This is a genomic window from Mycolicibacter sp. MU0102, assembly GCF_963378105.1.
GTDB classification, from domain to species: Bacteria; Actinomycetota; Actinomycetes; order Mycobacteriales; family Mycobacteriaceae; genus Mycobacterium; species Mycobacterium holstebronense.
Map to the genome: position 1 here is coordinate 4726282 of NZ_OY726398.1, position 10621 is coordinate 4736902.

Genomic DNA, 10621 nt, shown 5'->3' on the forward strand with positions numbered 1-10621 from the left:
ATCGGCGGGTTGCGCATCGAGTCCGATTAGGCTCACCGCCATGGTGAGTCACGGCAAGTGGTTCGTGATGTCCGCAATCGCCCTTGCCGCACTGAGCGGGCTGGCGATGCCGGCGCCGGCGGTCGCCGACGGCGACTGGGTGCAGCCGGGCCAGGTCGCGATGTTGATCCCCTCCGACGACGAGGTCAGTACATTCGCCGGGATGCCCATGTCCAGCACGGGCCCGGTGGGCATGGTGCCGTCCCAGCCGGAACGTCTCCGACAGCGCGATGACTGCCGGGCGTTCTACGAGGTGGGCACCACTGAGGTGGTCGGGAGCAACTACGCGTCTCACCGAGCGCAGAGGTGGGAGAACCGCGCACACGAAGCGGCCGCGATCGTGGCGGTGACGACCTTTCCTTCGGTGGCTGAAGCGAGCGCGGCGTTCACCAATACCTACAACCGGCCGGCGGTCGACCGCTGCCTCAATGCACGGCTGGTTGGTGCTGACGTCGATGCGGGCGTCACCATGGACTTGGTGCACGTCGAATTAAGCCCGGACGCGACCGTGGCCTCCTGGCTGCTCTCGGCTCGCTACAACGGCGCGAATATGGGGTTCACCTCTGCGTTCCTCGTCGCTGTGGGTGCCAACTTCATGGTCGAGGTGCTGTCCAGCCAGTGGGGCAACGCCGCCGTGACCATGGACCGGCTCAGCCAGCACGTCTTGGACCGGGTGCACTGACCCCGGTCAGGTGGCCGGAATCCAGACCATCAGCCGCTCGGCGAGCTTCGCCGCCGCCTCGGCCCCGCCGGCGCCGCGCTGGCACACCGAGGTGTACAGCAGGACGTTGCTCTTGACGTCGGCCTCATAGGCGCAGCTCCAGTCGAGCGGCTTTCCGTCGGCCAGTTGCACCCGGCTCCACTGCGCTCGGGTGCCATCGACGGTGGGGACGTGGAACTGCCAGGTCAGGTTCGCTTCGGTGTCGCGCGGGTTGTGCACCGCAACCCCTTCGCACTTGCGCAGCTCGGCGGGGAACGCCGCGCCGAACGCGGCGCGTGCCTTCTCGGTGTCGGGGTAAGAAGCCACGCCCTGGCCGACGACGACGTCGGCGTTCTCTTCCCGGTCCTTCTGCTGGGCGCCCTTGTAGGCCGTCCACTCGAAGCCGAAGGCGGGCATGGCCGGGCCGAGCAGCACCGCGCACTCGGCGTGCTCGTCCAGCGTCACCGGTGGCGCCGGCTGGTCGAAGCGCTTCTCAAAACCCAACGGAGAACCGACGATGGGACCGGACACGTCGGCGGGCAACGGCAGGGTGCGCAACCGATCCGGTAGGACCAGCGGCGGCGGAACCGGGGACATCGAGGACCGGCGGGCGGGTTCACCGGCGGGAGCCACCGCCTCTGAGGTCTCGGCCCTGGTGGTGTCACCGGGCGACGGCAGCCTGACGGCCTGGGCGGATCCGCCATCCTGGTCGTCACCGCGCGAACACCCGAGCATCGCCATCGCCACCAGGCCGGCGACGCCCACTGCGGCCGATACCCGTTTCATCGCATCGCTCCGTGCCGGTCCGTCGTTCATGCGTCAGCCCCCGATCCGGTTCGCGGTCATATCCGTTATCTGCTGCGTGGTTGTCGAGGGGTTGCCGGTCTGGCATGCCCCGTCACGATGTATTACATTGCGCTGCAGGCGAATCTGTGTTGCGCAGCGCCATCCGGTGCTCTGCTGGTCGCGCTGTTCCGACAAGAGGACGGACAACTTCGAGTCGGTGACTGTGAGGGAATCGACGTGCCAAGCCGCATGCTCATCGTTCTCGGCGGGCACCACCGCCGTCCGGCAGCGCGCCTGCAGATCGGCGTTGATCGTCCGGCGGAATACCCGCGACGCGGTTCGTCCGTTCGGGTAGGCGGCCACACCCTGCCAGGTAAAGAAGTTCATGTCGTCACTGTCCTGCTGTGAGACCTGCCGATACGCAGTGTAATCCGTGGTCCAGAAATCTTTGCCGGAAAGCGTGAGGGCCTTGCACTCGTCGCGGTCCCGCAATGTGACCTCGGCGCCGGGTACCTGCCAACTGCCGTTTCCATGCATCGGCAACCCGACGATGGCGCTGACATCGTCGTCGGACAGCAGCAGCGCGCCGACCCGGCCGGGCGGCAGCCCGTCCGTGGACGCCAGGCCGGGCGTCTTGGGGGCCGAAGATACGTTGGCCATCATCGCGTCGATGGGGATATCACCCGTGGTCGCGCTGCAGCCAGCGGTCACCAGCAGGGCCAGCGAGCAGCAGGCCGCGGCTTGAACTGAACGGTTCATCGGATGTCCCGCATCTCTCGGTGGCAGCTCGAGCCAAGATCGTCACGATCGTAGCGGCTGGCCGGGCCGCTGTCCGGCGGTAAAGGGCGTGCCAGCCGGCCGCTGACGGCGGCGAAATTGAGGTAGAAGGTCATCACCGTGCAACGTTGCTCGGCAGATCTGGCATTGTGACGGTAGCCTCACCGGAATGTCTGATGTTTCCTTGTTAACTTTGTTGCGCGAACGCGCCTCCCTCGCGCCCGATGAGGCGGCGTTCACCTACACCGATTACGACCAGAACTGGGACGGTGTCGCCGAGACGCTGTCGTGGTCACAGATGTATCGGCGCGCCCTCAATGTCGCGAAGGAACTCCAGCGGCACGGGTCTGCCGGGGATCGCGCGGTGATCCTGGCCCCACAAGGCCTCGGTTACATCGCCGGTTTCCTGGGCGCCATCCAAGCGGGATTCATCGCCGTGCCGCTGCCGGTGCCGCATCCCGGTGCGCACGACGAGCGGGTCAGCGCCGTTCTCACCGACACCGCTCCCACCGTCGTCTTGACCACGTCGGGAGCGGCAGATCTTGTCGCTGAGTACGTCCGGGAATCCGGGGCCGACGCCACGGCAACCGTGGTCGCTGTCGATGAGTTGGATCTGGATGCCAGCGTCGCCATGGGTGCGCAACCTGTCGACTCCGGCGGTGTGGCTTATCTGCAGTACACCTCGGGCTCGACTCGGCTTCCGGCTGGCGTGATGGTCTCGCACCGCAACCTTCAGGTGAACTTCCGCCAGTTCATGGCGGGCTACTTCCCGGAGTTCAACGGGGTGGCGCCCCCCGACACAACGATCGTGTCGTGGCTGCCCTTCTACCATGATCTGGGCTTGATCCTGGGCATCATCGCACCCATCCTGGGTGGCTACCGTTGCGAGCTGACGAGTCCGGTGGCGTTTTTGCAGCGTCCGGCGCGCTGGGTCCAAGCAATGGCCAGCCACACCCGAACGTTTACGGCGGCTCCGAACTTCGCCTTCGAACTGGCGGTGCGCAAGACGACCGAAGAAGACATGGCCGGACTTGACCTGGGCGACGTGCTGGGCATCGTCAGCGGCAGTGAACGCGTCCATCCCGCGACTTTGGAGCGCTTCCTCAACCGATTCGCCCCCCATAACTTCCGCGCTCGGGCCCTGCACCCGGCCTATGGGTTGGCCGAGGCGACTCTGTATGTCGCCACCCTCGATGTGGAATGCCCGCCCCAGACCGTCTACTTCGAATCGGAGAAGTTGACGCGCGGTAGTGCGCAACGGTGCGAGGCACCCGAGGGCACGCCCCTGCTCACCTACGGTGTGCCGAAGTCGCCGGCGGTGCGGATCGTGGACCCCGAAACGTGCGCAGAGTGCTCCGTGGGAACCGTCGGCGAGATCTGGACCGCTGGCGCCAATGTCGCTGCCGGCTACTGGAACAAGCCGGAACAGACGCAGGAAGTGTTCGAGGCGACGCTTGTCAGGGCGTCCGAGGGCACCCCGAGCGGCCCCTGGCTGCGGACCGGCGACCTCGGATTCATCTCCGAGGGTGAGCTGTTCATTGTGGGCCGCATGAAGGATCTGCTGATCATCCGCGGGCGCAACCACTACCCCGAGGACATCGAGGCCACCCTTCAAGAGATCAGCGGCGGTCGCGTCGCGGCCATCTCGGTTCCGGTCAACGAGGACGAGACGCTGGTCACCATCATCGAAGTTCGGGATCGTGGCGAATTCGCCGAGGACGCCGCGCAGCGGCTTGCCGTCCTGAAGAACGACGTGCAGGCAGCGATCGCTCAGGTCCACGGGGTGACCGTTGCTGATGTGGTGCTGGTTGGTCCGGGATCGATTCCCATCACCACCAGCGGCAAGGTGCGCCGGGCGGCCTGCGTCGAGCAGTACCAAAGCCAGCAGTTCACCCGTATGGACCGCTGAGCGGGCCGCGTCCCCGCGCTACGAACTCGCCGCATGTGGATCGCCCTGCTCGTGATGGCTGCCGCCACCAGCGTTGAGCCGGTTCGCATCGGTTTGACACTGCTGATGCTGAACCGGCCCAGGCCGGCGCTGCAGCTGATGGCGTTCCTGTGCGGCGGCTTCGTCATGGGGACAACCGGCGGTCTGGTGGTGCTGTTCTTGCTCCCGCCCACCTTGGCCGAGTCTTCTGGGCTGACCCTGCCGAGGGCCCAGATCGCCATCGGCGCGCTGGCGCTGCTCACCGCAGCGGTTCTCGCGGTCAGAATCGTCACCGACCGGCCGAGTGCGATGCGCGCGGATCGCGCCGATTCCGTCCCGGCCAGATTTTCTGCTCGGGCACAGCGCCTGCTCAAGGGTCGGTCACTGTGGGTGGCGGGAACAGCCGGTTTGAGTATCGCGCTGCCGTCGGTGGACTACCTGGCCGCGTTGGCGATCATCGTGGCCTCCGGCGACGCCACCAGCACGAAGATCGCCGCGCTGCTGACGTTCAACGTGCTGGCGTTTGCGCTCGTCGAGATTCCGCTGCTGGCCTACCTGCTGGCGCCGGGCGCCACCCGCGGGTTCATGGCAACGTTGCACAAGTGGGGTCGAACACGTCGTCCGGGCCAGGTCGCCGCCCTGCTGGCTACCGTAGGCGGTGTCTTATGCACTGCCGGTGTCCTGGGTCTATGAGAAGGTGGACGTCGGGTCCGACAGCGGACCTGCACGGTTGAAGGGGTTAGCAATGAAACGACTGGTCGCCGGAGCTCTCGCGGTGTGGCTCGCCGGTTCGGCTAGCGGGTTGAGCGCCAGTACGGCTACCGCCACCCCGGCACGCCCGACCGATACCCCCTGGGTTGCACCCGCACCGACTCCGACGCCGGCACCGGTGGGCGAAGCGTCGAATGTCGACGTCGTCTACGCGGTCGGCGGTGCCCGGCCGCCCGGCATCCCGTGGGCGGACTACACCCGCCGCGCCGGTTCGGGCTATTTCCCGAACAAGAAGCGGGAAATCATCGACTACCCGGCCGGCGCCATGTTCCGGTGGGTGCCCACCATGTTCGCTCCCGACGCCAAGCGCGACAACGTGACCGTGTCCGCAGCGGTCGACGCGGCCGCCGACAACCTCGATGCAGTGATTCGCCGCGGCACCCAGCCTGCCAGTGTCATCGGTTTGTCGCAGGGCACCATGGCGCTCGACAAGGAGCAGGTCCGGCTCGCCAACGACCCCGCCGCACCGCCGGCAGACATGTTGCAATTCACGACAATCGGCTCACCCATGGGCAAGCACGCTTTCGGGAAGAGCTTTCTTTCCGGCCTCTTTGCGCCGGGCAGCCGGCTGCCTCTCGAGGACTACGACATGCCCCCCGAGGTGGAGAGCCAATACGACACCAATCGGATCGTCGCCGCCTACGACGGCATGGCCGACTTCCCCGACCGGCCCGACAATCTGTGGTCGGTCGCCAACGCCCTGCTCGGTGCCGCGATCGTGCATACGCCGTCCGCGTTCACCACGCCCGCTGATGTGCCCGCGCAGAACGTCCGATCCACCATTAATTCCCGCGGCGCCACCACAACGACGTACCTGATTCCCATCAATCACCTGCCGTTGACCATGCCGCTGCGCTTCGCCGGCGTGCCGGACGACCTGGTCGACCAGCTCGACGGTTTCCTGCAGCCGCAGGTCGACGCCGGATACTCCCGCAATGACGACCCCGCCAGCAGGCCGATCTCGGTGCACCCGGCCGGCATGGATGTGGTGGAGGTTCTGGGACCGGAGACCAGCAGCGCCGTCGATGACACCGTCGGTAAGCTGCGCAGCTTCTTCAATTTCACCGGCTGACGCACGGCGTCAGGCTTCGGCCACCGTCTCAATCGTGTCGCCCTTGGCGGTGCTGCGTTTCGGGTTGCCGGCCAAAGGTTGTAGCCACGGACGCGCGGGCCACCAGTTCGCCCGTCCGAGCAGTGCTGCGGCGGCGGGCACGGTAATGCTGCGCACCACGAACGTGTCGACAAGGATGCCGGCTCCGATCACGAAGCCGCCCTGCACGACAGCCCCGACGCTGGCGAACAGCAGCCCGAACATGGCGGAGGCGAAAATGAGACCGGCAGCGGTGATCACCGCGCCGGTCGACCCGACGGTGCGAATGACGCTGGTACGAACGCCCAGCGGCGCTTCGTCGCGCAATCGGGACGCAAGCAGCATGTTGTAGTCGGCTCCCACAGCCACCAGCACCACAAACGCCAAACCCGGCACGCTCCAGTGCAGTTGCTGCCCCAATATGACCTGAAAGACCAAAGCGCCAAGCCCGATCGCCGACAGGTAGGAGATGATCACCGAGCCCACCAGATAGATCGGGGCAACGATCGCTCGTAGCAGGGCGGTCAAGATCAGCAGCACCACCAGCGTCGTCAGGACGACGATGAGCCGGATGTCCCGGTCGTAGTAGTCGCGAATATCGCGCAGCGTGACCGGGTACCCGGAGATCGAAATCGAGGCGTCCGCCAGCACGGTATTGGGTTGCGCCGCTTGGGCGGTCGCAAGAATGGTGTTGACCTGGTCCATGGCCTTGGTGCTGAACGGATCCTCGTCGGTTTGGATGAAATACCGCACCGAATGTCCGTCGGGCGAGACGAAGGTGTGGGCCAGCGACTTGAACTCCTCGGTGGCCAGAACCTCTCGCGGCACATTGAATCCCGCCATCGACGGTTCGGAAGCGTCGTGGCCCATCGTCATGAGAAACGCCGAGGCGGTGTCCAGGCCCAGTCCCAACTCCTTGGTCTGGTCAACCAGGAGCTGTACCCCGTCGGCCACCTGACGGCCGGCGCTGGCGAGCTCGTTGGTGCCGTTCTGCATCTCGATGATCTTCCGCTGTACCCGGCGAGGATTGTCGAATCCGAGCGCATGCAGAGACTGCGAGGCTGACAGCAAAGACCGGCTCAGCCCGTTGACCGCCGACGACAAGGTCTGCGAGGGCTGCGCAGACTGCAGCTGACGAAACAGGCTGGAGATTTCATCGAGAGTGCCTGCGGCACGGGCGTTTTGCAGCTTGTGGAACTCGGCTCGCGCCGTCTCGCAAATCGGATTGGCGTCACATGTCGGGCTGGCATCGAGGGACTCGGTGACGGGATCGACCCAGTCGAAGCTGGACGCGAGCCCGGCGAAGGTCACCTGGAGGGCGTCGCCGAGTGCCCGGATACTGTTGACCAGCCTTGCGGCCTGGTCGATTTCACCGAATGTCTTGTTGCCCCCGAACTGAGCCTGCAGATACGCCAGCGCGTCGACCAGACTGCGCACGCTGCCAACGGACTGGCTGACCTGGGTGTTCAGATCTCCGAGGCCGTTTGCCAGCTTCCTGGAGCCCGTAGTCAGCCGGTTGAGGTCACCATCGCGCTCAGCGATCAAGCCCGCGGCCTCGCCCAGCTGGCCCCCGACTTCACCGGCTTGGTAAGTGGCCCTGGCCTCTTCGAGGGACTGACCACTCGGTCGGGTAACGCCACGCACAGCAGCCACACCCGGGATCTGGCTGATCCGTTGCGCCATCTGCTCCATGTCGGCCAGAGCCCGCGGAGTACGCAGATCGTTGGGCGATTGAACCAGCAGGTATTCGGGGATCGTCTGGTTCACCGGGAAGTGCCGGTCCAACGCCGCATACCCCACCGAGCTGTCGACCGAAGCCGGCAGTTGTTTGCGGTCGTCGTAGTTGAACCGGATCAGCCCCGCGGCGCTGCCCAATGCCAGCAACAGCGCCAGGCTACCGACCAGATACGTCTTGGGGCGCCGAACGATTCGCACCCCGGTCCGGCGCCAGAACCGCGCAGCGCGTTCGGGACGCGGCGCCACCCAGCCGCGCGGACCGGCCAGCGTCAGAATGGCCGGAAGCAACGTCACCGCAGCCAAGAACGCCACCGCGATCCCGATCGCCAGCACCGGGCCGACGGTGGCGAACACCCCAAGTTTGGCAAAGCCCATCCCCAGCAGGGTGATGGCAACGGTGGCCGCAGACGCGGCAATCACCTTGCCGATCGATGCCAGGGCCCGCCGCACCGCGCGCTGGCAGTCCTCGGCAGTACCGGATCCCATCCGGATGTAGTCGTGATAACGGCTGACCAGGAAGACCACGTAGTCGGTTCCCACGCCGGCGATCAATGCGCTGAGCATCACGATGGCCTGGTTGGAGACGGCCATTCCGGTCACCAGTGACGCCGTCGCGACCGCCGCCTGCGCCGCGACCATCGATGCGCCGATGGTGATCAGGGGCAGCAGCATGGTGAGCGGGTTGCGGTAGATGATGCCCAGAATGAACAGCAGCAGGACACCGATCGCCAGCTCGATCGCGAAGCGGTCCCGCGCCCCGGCGTCGGTCAGGTCGGCGACGGTGGCTGCCGGACCCGTGACGTCGGCGGTCAGCGTCGATCCAGCAACGGTCTCCCTGACCGTCTCGGCAACTCTTACGTATGCCGCGTAGGCCTCGGGAGTTCCCAAGTCCCCCGCGAGCCCGACCGGCAGAATCCACGCCTTGCCGTCACTGCTGGCGAGCACCTCCCGCAACGCCGGGGTGGCGTGAAAGTCCTGCAGCATCACCACGTCTTCGGTATCAAGACGCAGCCGGTCCACCAGTGCGCGGTAGACCTTTTCATCGGCTCGATCTAAGCCCGCCTCATCGGTGAGCAGAACGGTCAGCACGTTCTCCGAGCCGTCCTCGTCAAAGGCGGCGGAGACCTTAGCGGCGGCCTGGACCGACGGGGCATCGGCAGGCAACACCGCGACAGGATGTCGCTGCGCCATATCGGTCAGCGACGGCGCGAACAGCGGCAGCAGCACGACCAACAGCGCCCAGAAGCCGATCACCGGCCACGGGCGCCGCACGACGAAGTCGCCTAGCCGGCTGAAGATGGGTTCACCTCCGGCGGCAGCTGCTGGGCGTGCGTGTCTCAGCGAATGGAGCTGGACTCATGCGACCTTCTCCCCATGGCCCTGCTCGGCAATCCGCTCAAACACGGACTTCAACAACGCCAAGTAGCGCGCCACCGATTCGTGGGCCTCCGGGTTGTCCGGGAATACCGCGGTGACCGCGGTCTCCTCTTGCACCCGGATCACGTAGAGCGACATCTGATACGAGTACCGGCCGTCGCTGTACACGCCGATGTTCAGGTCGTCCAGGCCCGCGGCGATCAACGCCGACAACGGCGCGGCCCCGGCGTCCATGAAATTGACGACGGGAAAATTCGGCGGCGGCTTGCCCAAGCTGGGGACCAACTCCCTCACCCGCTGGTAGGGCACGTCCGCCAGGCTTCTGCCTGAATCGAAAGAATCCTGCGCGGCCTTGGCGGCGTCCGCAAACGAAGACTCACCGATAGGAACGGTGATCGGAATCAGACCGGTGAACCAGCCCAGGGTGAGGTCATCGTCCGGGGATCTGCGGGTGTCCCGCGGCGTCAGTCCGTAATAGGTCGCATCGCCGGTCAACTCCTGCTGCGCCAAACCGCAGCACGCCAAGACGCCACCGATGAACCGGGCGCTCGCGTCGGTGCAGGCCGACTCGAAATCGACGGTCTGCTTTTCATCCAGCATGGTGGCGGTGACCATGGCCGCCGGGCACGGCTGCGTTGGGTCGCCGAGCGGCAACGGGAAACCCGGCAGGCTGTCGTCGTTGCTTTCGGCGAAGCTTCGCCAGGCCTGAATCTCGGGCGACTCTTGGGTGAGCGCAGAGGTGAACTCATGCTGACCGACACAGAACTCGCTGTAGTTTCCCGCCGGGGGCAACTCCAGCGGCGCCCCGCCGGCCACCAGCGCGTTGTACATGAAATAGAGCTCCATCAACGTCACCCCGGCGACCGCCGCGTCCACATGCACGTGATCGATGCTGGCGAAGAACGTGAAGTGGCTCTTGCCCTGAATGATCCCGAACCGGAAGCAGTCCCACTGCAACGGATCGGGCGTCTCAGTCAACAGTTCGCGCACCTGCGGCAACGTCAGTTCGCCGTGATCGACCGGGACGAACGCGATCTCGGCTGGGTCATCAATGACGTGGCGAATGAGGCTTCCGTCGTCGGCGTGCTCGAACCAGCTGCGGTAGGTCTCATGCCGCCGTACATGCGCGTTGATGATGTAGTCGATGGCACGCCGATCGCAGCGGCCCGCCATGTCGCAACTGAGCACCATCAGGCGCGAGTAGTCGAGTCCGACGGCGGTCTGGTCGATGTAGCCACGAATGTGTTGTTCCTGCATGTAGCTGGCCGGCACGGCATTGACCGGCGCCTGTCGCGCCGTGGCCAGTGCAGCAGCCGACGGCTGCCACACCACAGTGGGACCGGCCTCGGGTTCCCAGTCCGACAACGTTCCCAACGCCAATGGCCCTACACGCACCGTCTGCTCCTCTTCTCAGGCG

8 protein-coding genes are annotated in these 10621 nt (G+C 65.9%); 4 read left to right on the forward strand and 4 right to left on the reverse strand.

Annotated elements, in window-relative coordinates; translation table 11 throughout:
- Positions 1-40: 40 nt before the first annotated feature.
- A complete protein-coding gene (locus tag RCP37_RS21875) occupies positions 41-721 on the forward strand; it encodes a sensor domain-containing protein (RefSeq protein WP_308484996.1) in 681 nt (226 codons plus the stop codon).
- A 6-nt stretch (positions 722-727) separates the two neighbouring features.
- Here RCP37_RS21875 and RCP37_RS21880 read toward each other — a convergent pair whose 3' ends face one another.
- Complete coding sequence (locus tag RCP37_RS21880; protein ID WP_308484997.1) at positions 728-1525, reverse strand: sensor domain-containing protein; 798 nt, start codon at positions 1523-1525, stop codon at positions 728-730.
- Between the two features lie 33 nt (positions 1526-1558).
- Positions 1559-2236: a sensor domain-containing protein gene (locus RCP37_RS21885; protein WP_308484998.1), complete on the reverse strand. Its 678-nt coding sequence runs from the start codon at positions 2234-2236 to the stop codon at positions 1559-1561.
- Between the two features lie 235 nt (positions 2237-2471).
- On the opposite strand from RCP37_RS21885, the gene RCP37_RS21890 reads away from it, so the two are divergent.
- Genes RCP37_RS21890 through RCP37_RS21900 form a run of 3 tightly spaced genes read left to right on the forward strand, consistent with a single transcriptional unit; the run spans position 2472 to position 6072 of the window.
- A complete protein-coding gene (locus RCP37_RS21890; protein WP_308484999.1) occupies positions 2472-4211 on the forward strand; it encodes an AMP-binding protein in 1740 nt (579 codons plus the stop codon).
- Positions 4212-4244: 33 nt separating this feature from the next.
- Positions 4245-4922: a GAP family protein gene (locus tag RCP37_RS21895; RefSeq protein ID WP_308485000.1), complete on the forward strand. Its 678-nt coding sequence runs from the start codon at positions 4245-4247 to the stop codon at positions 4920-4922.
- 52 nt (positions 4923-4974) lie between these two features.
- Positions 4975-6072, forward strand: coding sequence for a PE-PPE domain-containing protein (locus RCP37_RS21900; RefSeq protein WP_308485001.1), 1098 nt, complete (start codon positions 4975-4977; stop codon positions 6070-6072).
- A gap of 9 nt (positions 6073-6081) precedes the next feature.
- Here the strand turns inward: RCP37_RS21900 and RCP37_RS21905 are convergent, their stop codons facing one another.
- Positions 6082-9099: an MMPL/RND family transporter gene (locus tag RCP37_RS21905; protein ID WP_308485002.1), complete on the reverse strand. Its 3018-nt coding sequence runs from the start codon at positions 9097-9099 to the stop codon at positions 6082-6084.
- Positions 9100-9183: 84 nt separating this feature from the next.
- The gene (locus RCP37_RS21910) at positions 9184-10599 is read right to left on the reverse strand and encodes a condensation domain-containing protein (protein ID WP_308485003.1); all 1416 of its coding nucleotides are present in this window, start codon (positions 10597-10599) and stop codon (positions 9184-9186) included.
- Positions 10600-10621: the final 22 nt, after the last annotated feature.